We start from the raw sequence: 16,213 nt of genomic DNA, 5'->3' as shown, positions 1-16,213 counted from the left end.
GGGGTCTCCCGGCTTGGGCCGGGAGACTTGTTAATTTTATGTTGCGCAGCCCACAAAATTTCACTATCTTTGAAAATTTAATCACTCCCTGCGTTCAGGAATACCCATGACTCAGTTTGCGCACATCAAAGATCCTGCGAACACTCCCATTGCGGTCATCGTTCTGCTGTGCGCATCCTCTGCCCCACCCGCTGTTTTCTCTGTCGTCTCTGCGGTAGCGGCTTACCCGCCACGCTCTGTGGTTGTGCGTTAAGCCAAACCGACTTATCACCTCCAGCGTTATTTGATGTGCGTTCGGACGTAGTCCGTCGCGCGTGCTGGAGCTTGTTATTTTCACGACAGGTGAAAACCAAATGCGATTTATTTCTCAATGGGCCACTACCGGCCTGGCCACGCTATTCGTCCTGCTCTGGAGCAGCGGCGCTATTTTCTCTCGCTGGGGCCTGGAGCATGCCTCCGCCTTTGCCTTTTTATTCTTCCGCTGCGCTATCGCGCTGGCACTGCTATTGGCGATCGGCCTGTGGCAACGGCAATACTTGCCCGCCCCCGGTACCCGCCGTCGTGTCGCGCTGATCGGGCTGCTGATGATCGGCAGTTATCAGATATGTTATCTGCTGGCGCTGGAACAAGGCATTACGCCCGGCGTATTGGCGACGTTGCTTGGCGTTCAACCGATACTCACCCAGTTTATTACCGAACGTCGCTGTTCCGGGCTGCGCGGCCTTGGGCTGCTGCTGGCGATGGCCGGGCTGACATTGGTGGTCTATCAAAGCCTGATGATTGCCCACTTTTCGCTGGTCGGCATGCTGTGCGCCTTTGTCGCGCTGGGCTGCATGACCGCCGGTACGCTGCTGCAAAAAGGCCTGACCCAACCGCCGCTGGCCGTATTGCCGTTGCAGTACGCGGTCGGGCTGCTAATGTGTACGCTGGTGTTGCCGTTTGAGCCACTGCAGGTCGATTGGGGGCTGGCATTTATCGTGCCGCTGCTGTGGATGGCGGTAGTGATTTCGGTGTTGGCGACCTTTTTGCTGTACCGGCTAATTCAACACGGCAATCTGGTACAGGTCACCAGCCTGTTCTACCTGATCCCGGCGGTGACCGCGCTGCTGGATTACCTGCTGCTCGGCCATGCGCTGGCGGCCATCAGCATGCTGGGCATGGCAGCCATTTTACTTGGTGTGATGCTGGTATTTCGTCAGCCCTGAATAGCAAAAGCCCCCCACGCCGGAGCGGCGTGAGGGGCGATATCAAAACAGAGTTAGAATAACCAGGAACCATACCCCCACAGCAGTACCGTTACCCCCAGCAGCAACTCAAGCAACAAGATGCCGATGGCAAAGGTAGAGCTGGAGAAGATAAATCCTTCTTTACTGTCGATACTCAGGAAGTGCGGTATGCCCAGATTCAGCAGATAACCCGAATAACACAGACCAATCACACCGACAAACAGACACAGCCACACCACCGGATACAGCGCCACAATGCCGCTGAGGAACATCGGGGTCGCGACATAGCCGGCAAACACCATGCAGCGGTGCAGGCTCGGACGCACTTCGTAACGCCGCGCCATCCAGTGAATGACTTTCCCCATGATGGCCACGCCCGCCAGCATCAGCAGGTAAAACGCGACTGCGGTATAGGATGCGGTGAACATATCGAGCCGGATAGCATGCCCTTCGCCTGAGAGCCAACCCAGTTGGGTGGTACCGATAAAGGCGCAAATAACCGGGATCAACGCCAGCAGCAGTACATGGTGAGTGTAAAGGTGCGAGACGCTTTCGTTCTCGCTTTTGATGTGTTCGAACTCGGTGCTTGGATGCGCCAGCAGTCCCCAAACATGACTAACCATGAGACACCTCCTCCATCGCCGTAGGTCGCGCTCGGCGAACGAATTTACCCCTCTGACGGATAACTGACCGTAAGAGGATTTGCGGCCACGGGGCTCTCTCCCCTGTACTGATTATAGTCTTTTGCTGAAAAAACGTTCGGAAAGCACAGACGTGCCGACGGTTTGTTTTATAATTCCCTCCTGCGTCACTGCCGTGAGGAATGTCATGTCATCCGCCATTCGTGTTCTTCAGGCCGGTATTGTCGATGTCGACGCCGGTCAAAATGTTACCGTCGTTCAGCCCTGTAATCTGTATGGCTGTCGACTCGGCGATGGGGTGTTCGTCGGGCCCTTTGTCGAAATTCAAAAAAACGTCAGCATTGGCGCCCGCAGTAAAATTCAGTCGCACAGCTTTATCTGTGAATATGTCACCATTGGCGCAGACTGCTTTATCGGCCACAACGTCACCTTCGCCAACGATCTGTTTAAAGATGGTGCGCCCAATGCCGATGCAACGAGCTGGGGCCGCACGCAAATTGGTGATGGTGTTTCCATCGGCTCCGGTGCCACGGTGCTGGCGGTGGACATCTGCAGCGGCGCGGTAATCGGTGCCGGTTCGGTAGTCACCAAAAATATCACCCGTAAGGGGATCTATGCCGGTAACCCGGCGCGTTTGCTGAGGGAGCTTGCCCCATGAGCCAGGCTATCCAAATTGCCCCGGTCAGCCGTTTACCCGACGGCTACCTGACCGGTTGCGACTTTAGCTTTCACATCACCCACTACGCCCAGCCGATTTTTGATGCGCCGATCGACAACTGGCCGTTGCTGCCGGTAACTCCCTTTCGCAAAAACTACCCGTTGGCCCCGTTCGTCAACGATGAAAGCGACACCTTTCTGGCCCGTCATCGCGGCGAGCCGGTCGGCCATATCACGCTGAGCAATAACTGGAACGGCTATGCGCTGATTGAAGAAATCGTGGTCAGCGCCCACGTGCGCCGCCTGGGTGTCGCCAGCGCATTGCTGGAAACCGCCCGGCACTGGGCGCAGCGCCACGAAACCGCCGGGCTGATGTTGGAAACGCAAAACACCAACCTGCCCGCCTGCCGCTGTTATCAGCGCTTTGGTTTTATCCTCGGCGGCATCGACCATCTGCTGTATCGCGCTCAACCGGATATCGCCGATCACGAAATCGCCCTGTTCTGGTACCTGCCGTTTAACAGTGAAATCGGTTATTAAGTGTTAACCGAACGTTGAGGCTATGTTTAAGCATTGCCCCTCCAGACGATAGTGAGAGCTGTTATCATTTTCACCATCACGAGCCAAAACCATCGGAGGGGAAAATGTACAAGGTTGTTTCATTGATATTGGCTATTGCGCTCAGCGGCTGTGCAGATAAAATTCCCGTTGGGCAAACGCCTGAACCCATTACTACCCCATCCGCAGATCTCAAGGCCAGCATGGATAACCAGACGTTAAACAAACTCAATCAGCTTCTCGCCCTGCGCGCCGCCACACCCGCAGAGCAGCAGCAGGACAGCGGCTACATGATCGATTTGCTGTCCCGGCCCTTCCTCGGAACGCCTTACGTGGCCAACATGCTGATTGGCTCGCAGGATACGCCGGAAAAACGGGTGATCGACTTCCGTGGTTTGGACTGTTTTACCTATATCGATTACGTCGATGCCCTGCGCCAGGCGAGCAGCCAGACAGATTTTGTCCAGCGGCTGACCCACATCCGCTATGCCAGCGGCGAAATCAGCTTCCTGCAACGCAAGCATTTCTTCAGCGATTGGTCACACCAGGCCCAAACCAACGTCACGGATATCACCGCCACACTCAGCCCGCATACGGTAACGCTGGTGAAAAACCTGAATGAAAAATCAGACGGCAGCAGCTATCTGCCGGGGCTGAAAAACGTTCAGCGCAGCATCACCTACCTGCCCAGCGATTTTATTGACGACAAGGTGCTGGCCCAGTTGCACACCGGCGATTACATCGGCATTTACACCCATTTGGCCGGGCTGGACGTCACCCATACCGGCATCTATATCATGACCGAAAACGGCCCGGTGCTGCGTAACGCCTCTTCACGCAAAGAAAATATGCAGGTGGTGGACTCGCCCTTTATGGATTACGTACTGGCCACGCCGGGCATCGTGGTATTTCGCGCCAAATAAGGGCGCGCAATAAAACTTCCTGTTATTAGCTATACGCGTTTGTGCTGAGCAAGCGTTTGACTTCTCTGCGGGTTCGGGCTTAGCTAACAGCACAAAACCAACTGATTTCATTGTTTTTTTCAGGGAGAAGTCGATGACCAAAAACTGGCGTTTTACCCCACTGCTGGCGGCCTTCGCCGCCGTACTGGCGCTGCAAGGCTGCGACCAAAAAGCCGATCAGAATCATATCAAGGTCGGGGTCATCAATGGCGCAGAACAGGATGTGGCGGAGGTCGCCAAACAGGTGGCTAAAGAGAAGTACGGTCTGGAGGTAGAACTGGTCGGTTTCAGCGGTTCGCTGCTGCCCAACGACGCTACCGATAAAGGCGAGCTGGATGCTAACGTCTTCCAGCACCGGCCGTTCCTCGAACAGCAGAATAAAGATCACGGCTACAAGCTGGTGGCAGTGGGAAATACCTTCGTGTTCCCGATGGCCGGCTATTCGAAAAAAATCAAATCGCTGAAAGAACTGCAGGACGGTGCGGTGATTGCCATCCCGTTGGATCCCACCAACCTTGGCCGCGCACTGCTGCTGCTGGAGAAAAGCGGTCTGATTACGCTCAAACCGGGCAAAGGCTTGCTGCCAACCTCACTGGATATCAGCGCCAACCCACATAACTACAAGATTATGGAGCTGGAGGGCGCGCAACTGCCGCAGGTGCTGGATGACCCAAAAGTCACTGTGGCCGTCATCAGCACCACCTACATCAACCAGACCGGTCTGACGCCAACCAAAGACGGCATCTTTATCGAAGACAAGAATTCGCCGTACACCAACATCATCGTGGCGCGTGAAGACAACAAGGATGCACCGAACGTGCAGAACTTCATCAAGGCCTACGAGTCGGATGAAGTGGCCAAAGCCGCCGAGAAAATCTTCAACGGCGGTGCGGTAAAAGCCTGGTAATCAATCCATTAATTTCAATTGCGGGTTCCATTAATGGAGCCCGTAACTTCCCTCGAAAATATCCTCATTTCCCCTATTGACCCTCACGTCACGTCAGGCTTTAGCATCCCTGCACGCACAAGGGAGGAGCACACCACATGCTATTGAAAGTTGGCGAACTGGCCCGCCGTTCCGGCATCACCGTCAGGACGCTGCATTACTACGACAGCATTGGTTTGCTGGTTGCTTCTGCGCGTTCCGACGCCGGGTATCGCTTATATAACCGGGCTGACCTTAGCCGCTTGCACCATATTCAGGCGCTGCGCCGAATGGGGATCCCACTGGCGGAAGTCGGGGCAATTCTGGCACGTTCGGGGATGACGCTAACGACGGTAATTGAGCGGCAAATAGCCATGCTGGAGCAGCAACTGGCCCAGACCGCCGCACTGCGCGATCGTCTGCAACAGATGCATGCACAACTCACCGCCGGGGACGAACCTGAACTGAACGACTGGCTGACTACGTTGGAGTTAATGACCATGTACGATAAATATTTTACTGCAGACGAACTGGCGCAACTGCCTTTCTATCAGGCTGATCCCATGCGCAATCAGGAATGGGGCGAACTGGTCAGCGGCATACGCCAGTTGATCGACAGCGGTGTGGCACCACAAACGCTACAGGCGCAGACTCTGGCCCGGCGTTGGATGCAGATGCTGGAACGCGATACCGCAGGTAACCCGGCGTTTCTTACCCGGCTTAACACCATGCATGCCGACGAGCCCTCTATGCGCGAACAAACCGGCATCACCCCGGCGATGACCGACTACGTGACCCGGGCATTTGCCGAAACCAAGCTGTCTATCTACCAAAAATACCTGTCAGAGGAAGAGTATGCCTATGTGCGTCAGCACTATTTTATCCGCATGCAGGAATGGCCGGGGCTGATCGCCAAGTTCCATCAGGCGCTCAATGACGGGGTTCCAGCGGAATCTGACCAGGCTAAATGCCTGGCAGCCCAATGGCTTGAATTGTTCCAGTCCTATGCAGGTACCAACCCGGCTACCCAGATGAAAATTCGCCGAGCGATGGAACAGGAACCCACACTGACCGAGGGCACCTGGCTGACCCCGGCGTTGCTGCGTTATTTGCAGCAGTCGGTGGCGCAGTTAATGCGCGGCGCATGATAAACCGTCATGGCAAGACCATAGGTTTTTCTTATATCCGGCATAAGAAAGCCCAATTTACCTTGTTGATGAAGGCGGCGCATAATGCGCTTATCTTCTGATTTTTAAGGTAAACAGAAACCATCATGCTCCATTCTGCCCCGCTGATGCTCGTCGATGCCACGCCAGATGACATGGCGGCCGTGCAACAGATTTACGCCCATCACGTGTTATACGGTGCCGCATCCTTTGAAGAAACGCCGCCGACGCTGGAGGAAATGCAGCAGCGGCTGGGTAAGGTGCAGGAGGTTGGGCTGCCCTGGCTGGTGGCCAAACGGGCGGGCCAGGTGGTGGGATATTGTTACGCCACCCCCTATCGGCCGCGCCCGGCCTACCGATTTACCGTAGAGGAGTCGGTCTATATTGCCGATGGCCAGCAAGGCCAGGGCATTGGCAAGCTGTTGTTGGCCGAATTGATCGCCCGCTGCGAACTGGGTCCCTGGCGCCAGATGTTGGCTACCGTTGGCAATGCCAAAGAGAATCATGGCTCGCTGGCCCTGCATCAGAAACTGGGGTTTAGCAGCGTAGGCACGCTAAAGGCGGTGGGTTTTAAATTGGGTGAGTGGCGCGATACTCACATCATGCAACGCATGCTGGGGGAAGGTAGCGATAATTTGCCGCAGCAGTGATAAACCGGGTGCGGCAAATGCACCCGGCAATATCATCAGGCTTTTAAACGGCCACGAATGGCACCGAGAGCAGAAACCACCAACAGCACCACGCCGCCGGCAATCAGGCCAAACACCACGTTGAGCAAAGCAGGAATAACCCCCTGCAAGATCTGGCCGAAGGTCGGCACAACAGTGGCATAGGACGCCCAGTCCTCAAACAGATGATGTATCGGTGGCAGGCCATGGGTCAGGATGCCGCCACCGACCATAAACATGGCGATGGTGCCGACCACCGACAGAGTCTTCATCAGGTAAGGTGCAGCACTGACAATTCCGTTACCGATAGAACGGACCAAGGCACTGCTTTTGCGGCTCAGATACAGCCCCAGATCGTCGAGTTTGACGATGCCGGCCACGATGCCGTAAACCCCCGCAGTCATCACAATAGCGATACCACACAGCACAATCACCTGCTGGCTGAAGGTGGCTCCCGCTACGGTGCCCAGCGTAATGGCAATAATCTCGGCGGACAGCACAAAGTCAGTCCGTATTGCTCCTTTCACTTTACGTTGTTCGTAGGCCGCCACATCTTCGTTGGCATCCAGCGCCTCTTTCTTCTCTTCACCCGCTTGTTTGCTGTGGGTCAGGCTGTGAAATACTTTCTCAAACCCTTCGTAGCACAGGTAGGCACCGCCCACCATCAACAACGGCGTAATTGCCCAGGGGGCGAATGCGCTGATCAGTAACGCCAGCGGCACCAGGATCGCCTTGTTGATAAACGACCCTTTAGCCACGCTCCACACCACCGGCAGCTCGCGATCGGCCTTAACTCCGGAAACCTGTTGCGCATTGAGCGCCAGATCGTCCCCCAATACCCCGGCGGTTTTTTTCGCCGCCATTTTGGTCATCAGCGAGACATCGTCCAGCAGTGAGGCAATATCATCGATTAACGTCAGTAAGCTACTTCCGGCCAAAGCGGTTCATCCTTTTTAAATTTAACTCTTAGCTGTTTAGCATAGTGCTATTGATTTTGAATAGGTCAGGTTCGAAAGTTATCCCGCCACGTCCCCCGCCGGAACATTCAGTTGCCAGGACAAACCGAAGCGGTCGTTTAACCAGCCGAAGCGCGCGCTGAAACCATAGTCATCAATCGGCATCAGCACCTTGCCGCCTTCTGCCAGACGGGTGAAAACCCGCTCAAGTTCGGCTTCATTAGGCAGATTAATAAACAGAGATATTGCCGGGGTGAAGCTGAAATCATGGCTGATAGGGCTATCGGTGAATATCAGTCTCTGCCGTTCAAAGTCGATGAATGCCTGCCTGATACGCAGCGGCCCATCATTGCTGTCATCATAATGTTGCACCTGCTGAACCTTGAAACCGGCAAACAACTCACTATAAAGATCAATAGCCTGTTGGGCATGGGCATTACCCTGAAACATGACAAAAGTGGAAACCTTGCTCATGGGATACTGTCCTCACGACGATGAGTATTCATTAATGATAGCGGATGGATTGGCACCGCGACTCTACCCAAGGTAATGGGAGATGTTGCTGACGGCAAGGATAAGGCTACATCAGGAGGGGAAACGGCCTGCAGAAAAACTCCGCAGGCCGCGGAACAGATTATTCGGTTTCGTTCTTCGCCAAACGGGCATCTTTCTGACGACGGTAGTCACGGGCCGCCGCCGGGATCGGCGTCACCTTACCGGTTTCGATCCAGGTGCGCAGGCGGTTGGCGTCGGCAAAGTGGGTATACTTGCCAAAGGCATCCAGCACCACCAGCGACACCGAGCGGCTACCGATCATGGTACGCATCGCCAGGCAGTGCCCCGCTTCGTTGGTGAAACCGGTCTTGGTCAACTGGATATTCCATTTCTGGTTGTAGACCAGATGGTTGGTGTTGCGGAACGGCAGTGTGTAATTCGGATCCTTGAACGTCGCCATGCGTTCGGTGGTGGTACTAAGCTGGCCAATCAGCGGGTATTGCTTGGTGGCAATCAACAGCTTGGTCAGGTCGCGCGCGGTCGAAACGTTATGAATCGACAGCCCGGTCGGCTCCACGTAACGCGTGTTGGTCATCCCCAGCGATTTGGCTTTGGCATTCATCGCTTTGATAAAGGCACCGTAACCGCCCGGATAATGATGCGCCAGACTGGCGGCCGCACGGTTCTCCGACGACATCAGTGCCAATAACAGCATATCTTTACGGCTGATTTCACTGTTCAGACGAACGCGCGAGTAGACCCCTTTCATCTCCGGCGTCTGATGAATATCCACCGACAACATTTCATCCATCGGCAAATGGGCGTCCAGCGTAACCATCGCCGTCATCAGCTTGGTGATCGAAGCGATAGGTACCACTTCATCCGGGTTACGCGCATACATTACCTTGTGGGTCTGCATATCCACCACCATGGCACTGCCGGAAGCCAGTTCAGGCTCGGCGGCACGGGTGACCGCGTTATTTTCGCTGGCCAGCGCGCGCGGCGCGATGCCTGCTCCTGCCTGCAAAGCGAGCAGGGTTAGTACCAAAACACGTATTTTCACATGCATTACTCTGTAACGAAGAAGATGAAGGTCTTATTTGGCCGAATTATATGTGAGGGATCTGAAGTTGGCACTGGGATTATGCGAGCCGATTTGTGACAAATTCTGTCGAACAGAAAATTGCGCAAACCGCGAGCGCTCTGGGATCAGCGCTCGCGAGAAAAAAGTTACAGCGCCGGCTGCCAGGCCGACTGCGGCAACAGATATAAACCGGGTTGCTGACGAGCCCCTTCACCGACAATATGACCAATGCCCGCCGCCATCACCGCCAGCGTCACATCAAAGGCATTCAGGCTGTCGCCGTAGCCCGCCGTCAGGTTGAACATCGAGCCGTTGGCCAATAAATACAGCGTTTTTTCTTCCAGTTGGTAGGCGTTTACAAACGGCATAGGCTCGCTGTGCGGCAGGTTTTGCAGGAAGCCGACGTCAATTTCTGCCGTCACATGACCCACATTGAGAATGAATACCCCGTCCTTCGCCTGCTGCAGATGTGGCGCCGACAGCACGTTTTTCGCCCCGGTAGCGGTGGCAATCACATCGGCCTGGCTCACCGCACTGGCCAGTTCAACCACCGCCCAGCCGTCATAGCGTGCCTGTAGCGCCCGCGCCGGATCGATTTCCGCCACGATCACCTGCCCACCGTAGGCTTTTGCCGCCGCCGCAACGCCTTGTCCCACCAGGCCATAACCGATCACCAGCACGCATTTTTCATGCAGCGTCAAATGGGTGGTCTGGAAGAAGGTATGCCAGGCGGTCAGGCCGACCATATGGCGGTTATGCAGCCCTTCTTTGACCGGCAGGTCATCCCAGTTGAAGATCGGATAGCGCGGGGCCATGCCATTCAACCGGCTGATGCCGGAACCGGTGGCTTCCAGCCCGGCGATAATCTGCGGGCCGGCATTTGACTGGTGCAGACGGGTGGTCAAATCCGCCCCCATTTCACACAGATGAGTCGGCGCCCAGGCCAAAGCACGATCAAAAGATGCCGACCATTCGGCTTCGCTCATATCACGCCAGGCATAAGCCTCGGCACCATGGCGCTCCAGCCAGGCCACCACATCATCCTGTACCGTGGTCGGGTTACAGGTGGTCAAGTAAATCGCCGCGCCCTTGTCCAGCAAGCCCGCCACCAACGGTGCCATTTTCAGGTCCAGATGCATATTGCACGCCAGCCGCACGCCGCTCAAATCCGGCAACGCCGCTACCGCCGCCCGGGTGCGTGGCATATGGCGCATCGCCCAGTTCAGTTCGCTCTCAAAATCCTGATACATCTGTTGCTCCTCTACTGTGCGTCGCGCCGACAGGGCGCGGCTGACTGACAGAGAGTATACTGACCCTTATGTATTAAAGACATAAAGGGAGCAGCATGGCGGATTTGGCACACTACATTACGGATTACGGCTACTGGGCGCTGTTTATCGGTTGCCTGGCCGAAGGTGAAACCATCACGCTGCTGGGCGGTATTGCGGCGCATCAAGGGTTACTGCATCTGCCCTGGGTGATGGCCGTGGTGGCATTGGGCGGCACGCTAGGGGATCAGATCCTGTATTTCCTCGGCCGTCGCTTCGGCGGACAGGTGATTTCACGCATGAAGAGCCAGGAAAAGCGCATTGATCGCGCCAGAAAACTGATTGCCCGCCACCCGATGCTGTTTGTGATTGGCGTGCGATTTATGTATGGCTTTCGCATTATTGGCCCGGTGTTAATCGGTGCCAGCAAGCTGCCGCCGTCGCGTTTTGTCCCGTTGAATATTCTGGGCGCTATCCTGTGGGCGACAATCTTTGTGTTGTTGGGTTACTTCGGCGGTGAAGCGATTGCCCGGTTTATCTCGGGCTTCGACAAACGGCTGACCAGCGTGCTGTTCTGCGCGCTGGTGATCGCCGCCATCTTGTTGCTGAGATTTTGGTGGCGTCGCCGCCACGCCGACTAATGTTATCGGTTGAGCATCAGTTTCAGACCAAGCAACGCCAGCACTCCGCCGCCCAGCCGATCAAACCAGGCTTTAAACCGCAGATAGGTGCGGCGTGGGCGCGGTGACGAGAGCACAAAGGCCACGAAGGCGTACCACAACACATCGATGGTCAACGCGATTAGCGGTAACACAAGGTACATCACCGGCGAAATTTTATGACTGAGCAACGCGGCAAACACACTGCCGAACACGATGGCGGTATTGGGGTTGCCCAACTGAGTCAGCAGGCCGGTAGTAAAGGCTTTGTGGAACCCCAGATGCTGTTCGCCCACCGCTTCCACATTCAGCGGCTGAGTGGCCCCGCGCAGCATTTTGCAGGCCAGATAGACAAGATAAGCACCCCCCAACACTTTTAACGTGGTGTAGAGCCACGGCAGTGCCAGCAACAAAGATTGCAGCCCCAACAGGGCGATTAGCGCAAAGATAAAGCAGCCGACGCCCATTCCCAGCGCCACCGCCATACCGTCGCGACGCGAAGAGGCCACTGCAGTACGTGCCACCAGAATAAAGCTTTGCCCTGGGCTCATCGCCCCCAGCGTAATCGCCCCGCTAATGCTCAGTACCGATAATGCCGTCTCGCTCAACATGCTAGCTGCCCCATAGAGATCCCATCACTCAAAGTAGCTCAGCGAAGAAAATAAAAGCAATGCAATAGCGGGGATTATTCCGTTAGTGGCGTATCCCGCATCAGGGCCACCAGCTCACGCGCGGCCTTATCCAGCGGACGGTTTTTCAGCCAGATCAGGTGCATCGGCAGGCGCAGTTCGTTTTTGGTATTTTTGAATTTCAGCCGAACCAGCCGTTGTTGTGCCAACAAGGGGGCGGTCAACGACAGCGGGAAATTGCCCCAGCCCAAACCGGCCTCCACCATGCTCAGCGCCATCGGCAGGCTGTCGGTACGCCAGTAGGATTCCGCCACCTGCGGCCGCAAATCGGTAATAGGTAAATCGCGACTGGCCACCATAATCTGCCGTACGTTAACCAGATCTTCGAGGAACAGCTCGTCTGTCGCTCCGTTCAGCGCCGGATGCGAAGGTGAGAGCGTAGCCACCAGTGATTCCGCGCCGACGAAGTGGAACTGTTCCTGGCTGTTGATATTGAGCCCGCCGAACGCCAGAGCAACGCCAATCCTGCCCTGATGCAGCATATGCACCACATCGTCCTGCGGAGCGGTTAGCACTTCGATGTTCAGCAACGGGTAACGTTCCGCCAGCGTTTTAACCGCCACCAGCAAACCACTGCTGTTGATATCCGAGGCGACACCCACCGACAAGGTGCTCTCCAGCCCCTGAGATAATTCGATAGCGTGGTTCTGCAGCTGTTTAAGCTGGCCGGCTATCAGCCGTGCATGCGGGGCCAGCGCCAAGGCCATGGGGGTCGGCAGCGGTTCGCGGTGCGAACGATCAAACAGCTGAAACCCCAGTTCCGCCTCCATGTTGGCGATCCCCATACTGACCGCTGAAGGGACACGCCGCAGCGAGCGGGCAGCAGCGGAAAACGAACCACGATCCAGTACCGCCAGAAACAGCTCAATGTTATCGCTTGAAAAGTTCATTGACTTACCTGTCAGTTAAACTGACAGCTCCTGACTTTTTCTATCAGTATGATTGACGTTATCTTACTCGTCAGACGGCAAAAGGTCATCCGACCGCAAAGCCAAAAAATAGTCAGGAGATGAGTAATGCAAGGCGTTAAACGCAAACTGGTGTATGTCACCGCCTATGAAATTATCGGCATGGCGATCTCCGCACTCGGGCTGGCATTGCTTTCCGGCACCGCCCCCAGCAGTACCGGGCCGCTGGCAGTGATCATCACCACCATCGCAGTCAGTTGGAACTTCATCTATAACTCACTGTTTGAACTGTGGGAAAGCCGCCAGGCAACGCGGGGCCGTACCCTTAAGCGTCGCATTATCCATGCCGTGGGCTTCCAATTAACACTGGTGGTGTATCTAATTCCGCTGATCGCCTGGTGGATGGGCATTACGCTGTGGCAGGCGCTGCTGCTGGATATGGCGCTGATCGTCATTATCCCGTGCTACACCTTTGTGTTTAACTGGGCGTTCGACAAGCTATTCGGCCTGCCAAGTTCTGCCCTGCCGGCCGGCGAGTCTGCCTGAAAAACAGTCAATCCTCCCCATTGATGTTCTTCGCCTGCGCGACAATATCACCGCAGGCGAAGTGAGGTGTATTATCTCCCTTTTTTCTCATCGCGAATAAATAAGCAAAATCCCCTGTAGTTTGCGCGGTAATTATTATTCTGTGATTTTAATCACTTTTTATTCCTCGTTATTTCCGTCTTGATAAAATCAACCATCTTATTGAATAATATATTCTTTTGTATATAGAACAAAAAACAAACACAATTGCTCACGATTTATACGCAGGATTTTTTGCCACATTTACAGAGAAAAGGTAGCATGCTTCGCCGTTATTTAGCTGCGGTTGTTCATATAATATACGCAATGCATTTCATAGCTGAAGATCGAAACACGACGGGTATAAACAACAGAATGATGCCATGACCTCATTCTCATCACGGTTGGCAATAGCAATCGTTTGCTCCGAAACTGGGGCAGGATAATTTTACAGACGGGTAAAACAGGACGAACGATGCAATCACAAAAAAAATCGGCGCATGAGCAACATGCAGCCAGAAGACGTTGGTTAGACTCTCACGAATCCGGTTATCACAAAAGCATGGGCAACCGGCAGATTCAAATGATCGCCATCGGCGGTTCAATCGGTACCGGGCTGTTCCTCGGCACCGGCGGCCGGCTGGAACTGGCCGGGCCGGCACTGGCATTGGTGTATCTGGTTTGCGGTATCTTCTCTTTCTTCATCCTGCGGGCATTGGGCGAACTGGTTTTACACCGTCCTACCAGCGGCAGCTTTGTTTCTTACGCCCGCGAGTTTCTCGGTGAAAAAGCCTCTTACGTCGCCGGCTGGATGTATTTCCTCAACTGGGCGATGACCGGCATCGTCGACATCACGGCAGTAGCGCTGTATATGCACTACTGGGGTACCTTTGCCGATGTGCCGCAGTGGCTGTTTGCCCTCTGCGCCCTCGGGGTGGTCGCCACCATGAACATGATCGGCGTGAAGTGGTTCGCCGAAATGGAATTCTGGTTCGCGTTGATCAAAGTGGTCGCCATCGCGCTGTTCCTGGTGGTCGGCGTGGTGTTTCTCGGCACCGGCACCCCGGTGGCGGGCAATACCACCGGTCTGCACCTGATTACCGAAAACGGCGGCATGTTCCCGCATGGCCTGCTGCCTGCATTGGTGTTGGTACAAGGGGTGATCTTCGCCTTCGCCGGGATAGAGCTGATCGGCACCGCCGCCGGCGAGTGCAAGGATCCGGCCAAAATGCTGCCGAAGGCTATCAACAGCGTTATCTGGCGTATCGGCCTGTTCTACGTTGGCTCGGTGGTGCTGCTGGTGCTGCTGCTGCCGTGGAACGCCTACCAGGCGGGCCAAAGCCCGTTTGTCACCTTCTTCAGCAAGCTGGGCGTGCCCTATATCGGCACCATCATGAACATCGTGGTGCTGACCGCCGCGCTCTCCAGCCTGAACTCGGGCCTGTACTCCACCGGCCGTATTTTGCGTTCGCTGTCGATGGGCGGCTCGGCGCCGAAATTTATGGCCAAAATGAGCAGCCAGCAGGTGCCTTACGCCGGGATCCTGGTGACTTGCGGTATCTACGTGCTCGGGGTGGTATTGAACTATCTGGTGCCTTCACAGGTGTTTGAGATCGTGTTGAACATCGCTTCGCTGGGTATTATCAGCTCATGGGCCTTTATCATCGTCTGCCAGATGCGTCTGCGTAAGGCGGTGCGTGAAGGCCGTGCCAAGCCGGTAACCTTCAAGATGCCTGGCGCACCGGTCACCTCCTGGCTGACGTTGGCGTTCCTGCTGGCGGTAGTGGTCATGATGGCGTTTGACTACCCGAACGGCACCTGGACCATCGCAACCATTCCGGTGCTGGTCGTGCTGCTGGTGCTGGGTTGGTTCGGCCTGCGCAAACGCGCGCAGGAAGTGAAACTGGAACAGCAGGCACACGAAGAAGCCCATCACTAAGTTTTTAAAACTGCCCCAACCGGGGCAGTTTTACTCCCCTATACCCGGCCGTAAAAGGTCATTCTGGCGCTTTCCGACAGCGCGATATCCGGCTGTGCGTTATAAGCCAGCACCACCAGCATGCGGGTGATGTCACCTTCGGTCGGCGTGACCCTGTGCATGGCGTTGCGACCACGGAACAGCACCAAATCCCCTTCTTCCATTGCCAGCGGCTTAACGGCGCGTTCACCGTCCAGCACCTGGGAAACCCCGGCGTAATTCATCTCGCCGCGGTCGGCGTCGCGCAGATTTTCCACATATTCAAAGCGACCACCGGCCTGCGGTTTCTGGATTAACAGCGTGATGGCGAACGACGAGTTGTCAAAATGCCAACCCAGCTCCTGCCCGCGATGGGCATAGTGCAGGTTGATCGAAGACAGACGATCGGCGTAGGGATACAGACACTGTTCTTCCAGCACCGCACAGAGAAAATCGCGGAACGGTTGCGCGTCATACAGTGCGCGCAGCGGTGATTGCTGTGGGATCTCCTCATCGGTAATGCAGCCCTTGGACGAGACCACCAGCCGGTTGCGTGCATGATCGGCCGGCAGCGTTTCATCCTGCGGCCTGAGGTAGACGTTATGCTTGCTGGCGGCATAAAACGCCGCATGGCTGTGCTCCGCTCCTTCCAGACGGATAGTCGCCAATGCCGCCGCCGTGAGAAAGCCCGGCAACACCAGCGCCCCCGCCGCCGCCAGCGTAGCTTTGCATTGAGCCTGAAAGGCAGAGTCACCGATTGGGTTAGCGGATAAATCAACGATATGAGCGAGTGGCTGCATCAGAGGCTCCTTGGGCATAGCGGCCGGATA

The 16,213-nt window shown here is 55.6% G+C and carries 18 protein-coding genes; 10 read left to right on the top strand and 8 right to left on the bottom strand.

Annotated elements, in window-relative coordinates:
• The first annotated feature begins 353 nt into the window (after positions 1 to 353).
• Positions 354 to 1,205: a DMT family transporter gene (locus E5C26_RS06990; RefSeq protein ID WP_135315643.1), complete on the top strand. Its 852-nt coding sequence runs from the start codon at positions 354 to 356 to the stop codon at positions 1,203 to 1,205.
• 53 nt (positions 1,206 to 1,258) lie between these two features.
• On the opposite strand, the gene E5C26_RS06985 is transcribed toward E5C26_RS06990, so the two are convergent.
• Entirely contained in the window at positions 1,259 to 1,849 is a 591-nt protein-coding gene (locus tag E5C26_RS06985; RefSeq protein ID WP_135315642.1) for a Yip1 family protein, read from the bottom strand.
• Between the two features lie 205 nt (positions 1,850 to 2,054).
• Between E5C26_RS06985 and E5C26_RS06980 the strand changes: the two genes are divergently transcribed.
• The 6 genes from E5C26_RS06980 (at position 2,055) to E5C26_RS06955 (ending at position 6,785) form a co-directional block, all read left to right on the top strand.
• The gene (locus tag E5C26_RS06980) at positions 2,055 to 2,525 is read left to right on the top strand and encodes an acyltransferase (RefSeq protein WP_135315641.1); all 471 of its coding nucleotides are present in this window, start codon (positions 2,055 to 2,057) and stop codon (positions 2,523 to 2,525) included.
• Entirely contained in the window at positions 2,522 to 3,064 is a 543-nt protein-coding gene (locus tag E5C26_RS06975) for a GNAT family N-acetyltransferase (protein ID WP_135315640.1), read from the top strand. Before E5C26_RS06980 ends, E5C26_RS06975 begins: the two co-directional genes overlap by 4 nt.
• Positions 3,065 to 3,168: 104 nt before the next feature.
• Positions 3,169 to 4,005, top strand: a complete 837-nt coding sequence (locus E5C26_RS06970; protein WP_135315639.1) for a DUF1460 domain-containing protein — start codon at positions 3,169 to 3,171, stop codon at positions 4,003 to 4,005.
• Positions 4,006 to 4,138: 133 nt separating this feature from the next.
• Positions 4,139 to 4,951 carry a MetQ/NlpA family lipoprotein gene (locus E5C26_RS06965; RefSeq protein ID WP_135315638.1) on the top strand — a complete coding sequence of 271 codons (813 nt, stop codon included), beginning with the start codon at positions 4,139 to 4,141 and terminating at the stop codon, positions 4,949 to 4,951.
• A 137-nt stretch (positions 4,952 to 5,088) separates the two neighbouring features.
• Positions 5,089 to 6,117 (top strand): MerR family transcriptional regulator, encoded by a 1,029-nt coding sequence (locus E5C26_RS06960; protein WP_135315637.1) that lies wholly within the window; start codon positions 5,089 to 5,091, stop codon positions 6,115 to 6,117.
• A 125-nt stretch (positions 6,118 to 6,242) separates the two neighbouring features.
• A complete protein-coding gene (locus tag E5C26_RS06955) occupies positions 6,243 to 6,785 on the top strand; it encodes a GNAT family N-acetyltransferase (protein ID WP_135315636.1) in 543 nt (180 codons plus the stop codon).
• A 35-nt stretch (positions 6,786 to 6,820) separates the two neighbouring features.
• Here the strand turns inward: E5C26_RS06955 and E5C26_RS06950 are convergent, their stop codons facing one another.
• The 4 genes from E5C26_RS06950 to E5C26_RS06935 form a co-directional block, all read right to left on the bottom strand.
• Complete coding sequence (locus tag E5C26_RS06950; RefSeq protein WP_135315635.1) at positions 6,821 to 7,741, bottom strand: DUF808 domain-containing protein; 921 nt, start codon at positions 7,739 to 7,741, stop codon at positions 6,821 to 6,823.
• Positions 7,742 to 7,819: 78 nt separating this feature from the next.
• Complete coding sequence (locus E5C26_RS06945; protein ID WP_135315634.1) at positions 7,820 to 8,233, bottom strand: VOC family protein; 414 nt, start codon at positions 8,231 to 8,233, stop codon at positions 7,820 to 7,822.
• A 160-nt stretch (positions 8,234 to 8,393) separates the two neighbouring features.
• Positions 8,394 to 9,323 carry a D-alanyl-D-alanine endopeptidase gene (gene pbpG, locus E5C26_RS06940; RefSeq protein WP_135315633.1) on the bottom strand — a complete coding sequence of 310 codons (930 nt, stop codon included), beginning with the start codon at positions 9,321 to 9,323 and terminating at the stop codon, positions 8,394 to 8,396.
• Positions 9,324 to 9,484: 161 nt separating this feature from the next.
• Entirely contained in the window at positions 9,485 to 10,588 is a 1,104-nt protein-coding gene (locus E5C26_RS06935; RefSeq protein WP_135315632.1) for an adenosylhomocysteinase, read from the bottom strand.
• 95 nt (positions 10,589 to 10,683) lie between these two features.
• Here E5C26_RS06935 and E5C26_RS06930 point away from each other — a divergent pair, with 95 nt between their 5' ends.
• A complete protein-coding gene (locus E5C26_RS06930) occupies positions 10,684 to 11,247 on the top strand; it encodes a DedA family protein (protein WP_135315631.1) in 564 nt (187 codons plus the stop codon).
• Between the two features lie 2 nt (positions 11,248 to 11,249).
• Here E5C26_RS06930 and E5C26_RS06925 read toward each other — a convergent pair whose 3' ends face one another.
• Entirely contained in the window at positions 11,250 to 11,876 is a 627-nt protein-coding gene (locus tag E5C26_RS06925) for a LysE family translocator (RefSeq protein ID WP_135315630.1), read from the bottom strand.
• 74 nt (positions 11,877 to 11,950) lie between these two features.
• On the bottom strand, positions 11,951 to 12,844 hold the full coding sequence (locus E5C26_RS06920; RefSeq protein WP_135315629.1) for a LysR family transcriptional regulator: 894 nt from the start codon (positions 12,842 to 12,844) through the stop codon (positions 11,951 to 11,953).
• 126 nt (positions 12,845 to 12,970) lie between these two features.
• On the opposite strand from E5C26_RS06920, the gene E5C26_RS06915 reads away from it, so the two are divergent.
• Positions 12,971 to 13,408, top strand: coding sequence for a PACE efflux transporter (locus tag E5C26_RS06915; protein ID WP_135315628.1), 438 nt, complete (start codon positions 12,971 to 12,973; stop codon positions 13,406 to 13,408).
• A gap of 493 nt (positions 13,409 to 13,901) precedes the next feature.
• Positions 13,902 to 15,365, top strand: a complete 1,464-nt coding sequence (gene ansP, locus E5C26_RS06910; protein WP_135315627.1) for an L-asparagine permease — start codon at positions 13,902 to 13,904, stop codon at positions 15,363 to 15,365.
• Positions 15,366 to 15,403: 38 nt separating this feature from the next.
• Here the strand turns inward: ansP and E5C26_RS06905 are convergent, their stop codons facing one another.
• A complete protein-coding gene (locus tag E5C26_RS06905) occupies positions 15,404 to 16,183 on the bottom strand; it encodes a HalD/BesD family halogenase (protein ID WP_135315626.1) in 780 nt (259 codons plus the stop codon).
• Positions 16,184 to 16,213: the final 30 nt, after the last annotated feature.

This window comes from Serratia proteamaculans (assembly GCF_004684015.1).
GTDB lineage: Bacteria > Pseudomonadota > Gammaproteobacteria > Enterobacterales > Enterobacteriaceae > Serratia > Serratia proteamaculans_F.
This window is presented reverse-complemented; position numbering and strand designations above follow the sequence as displayed.

Bases quoted from the DNA above. Each gene is read 5' to 3' on its own strand.
- E5C26_RS06990 (WP_135315643.1), top strand. From the start codon at position 354: ATGCGATTTATTTCTCAATGGGCCACTACCGGCCTGGCCACGCTATTC.
- E5C26_RS06985 (WP_135315642.1), bottom strand. From the start codon at position 1,849: ATGGTTAGTCATGTTTGGGGACTGCTGGCGCATCCAAGCACCGAGTTC.
- E5C26_RS06980 (WP_135315641.1), top strand. From the start codon at position 2,055: ATGTCATCCGCCATTCGTGTTCTTCAGGCCGGTATTGTCGATGTCGAC.
- E5C26_RS06975 (WP_135315640.1), top strand. From the start codon at position 2,522: ATGAGCCAGGCTATCCAAATTGCCCCGGTCAGCCGTTTACCCGACGGC.
- E5C26_RS06970 (WP_135315639.1), top strand. From the start codon at position 3,169: ATGTACAAGGTTGTTTCATTGATATTGGCTATTGCGCTCAGCGGCTGT.
- E5C26_RS06965 (WP_135315638.1), top strand. From the start codon at position 4,139: ATGACCAAAAACTGGCGTTTTACCCCACTGCTGGCGGCCTTCGCCGCC.
- E5C26_RS06960 (WP_135315637.1), top strand. From the start codon at position 5,089: ATGCTATTGAAAGTTGGCGAACTGGCCCGCCGTTCCGGCATCACCGTC.
- E5C26_RS06955 (WP_135315636.1), top strand. From the start codon at position 6,243: ATGCTCCATTCTGCCCCGCTGATGCTCGTCGATGCCACGCCAGATGAC.
- E5C26_RS06945 (WP_135315634.1), bottom strand. From the start codon at position 8,233: ATGAGCAAGGTTTCCACTTTTGTCATGTTTCAGGGTAATGCCCATGCC.
- pbpG (WP_135315633.1), bottom strand. From the start codon at position 9,323: ATGCATGTGAAAATACGTGTTTTGGTACTAACCCTGCTCGCTTTGCAG.
- E5C26_RS06935 (WP_135315632.1), bottom strand. From the start codon at position 10,588: ATGTATCAGGATTTTGAGAGCGAACTGAACTGGGCGATGCGCCATATG.
- E5C26_RS06930 (WP_135315631.1), top strand. From the start codon at position 10,684: ATGGCGGATTTGGCACACTACATTACGGATTACGGCTACTGGGCGCTG.
- E5C26_RS06925 (WP_135315630.1), bottom strand. From the start codon at position 11,876: ATGTTGAGCGAGACGGCATTATCGGTACTGAGCATTAGCGGGGCGATT.
- E5C26_RS06920 (WP_135315629.1), bottom strand. From the start codon at position 12,844: ATGAACTTTTCAAGCGATAACATTGAGCTGTTTCTGGCGGTACTGGAT.
- E5C26_RS06915 (WP_135315628.1), top strand. From the start codon at position 12,971: ATGCAAGGCGTTAAACGCAAACTGGTGTATGTCACCGCCTATGAAATT.
- ansP (WP_135315627.1), top strand. From the start codon at position 13,902: ATGCAATCACAAAAAAAATCGGCGCATGAGCAACATGCAGCCAGAAGA.
- E5C26_RS06905 (WP_135315626.1), bottom strand. From the start codon at position 16,183: ATGCAGCCACTCGCTCATATCGTTGATTTATCCGCTAACCCAATCGGT.